Genomic DNA, 318 nt, shown 5'->3' with positions numbered 1-318 from the left:
TGTTCGGAATGGGAACGGGTGTATCACTTTCTCTATGGTCGCCGAAATAATATTAACAAATTAAAAGAGCCATTCTTTGTCAGATATATAAGAGCGCAGATTGTCTCATTCTTTATTATATTTTCTTTTATCGAATAAATCGAAAGAAGAAAACGATAATATGGTCAAGCCATTGGTCTGATTAGTGCTGCTCAGCTGAATGGGATTTCCCCAATTACACTTGCAGTCTATCGACGTCGTAGTCTCCAACGAAACTCATAGGGAAAATTAATCTTGAAGGAGGCTTCCCACTATGGTTTCGCAATTCGTAGCTCCAGA

At 38.7% G+C, this 318-nt stretch carries 1 rRNA gene; it reads right to left on the bottom strand.

The annotated features are described in order from the left end of the window. Nucleotides 1-160: 160 nt before the first annotated feature. Nucleotides 161-318, bottom strand: a 23S ribosomal RNA gene (locus EZH24_RS14970); the annotation flags it as partial.

It is taken from the genome of Brachyspira catarrhinii, assembly GCF_005518285.1.
Classification (GTDB): Bacteria; Spirochaetota; Brachyspiria; order Brachyspirales; family Brachyspiraceae; genus Brachyspira; species Brachyspira catarrhinii.
Note: the sequence above shows the minus strand (reverse complement) of the source record. Positions and strands in the feature narration are given on the sequence as shown.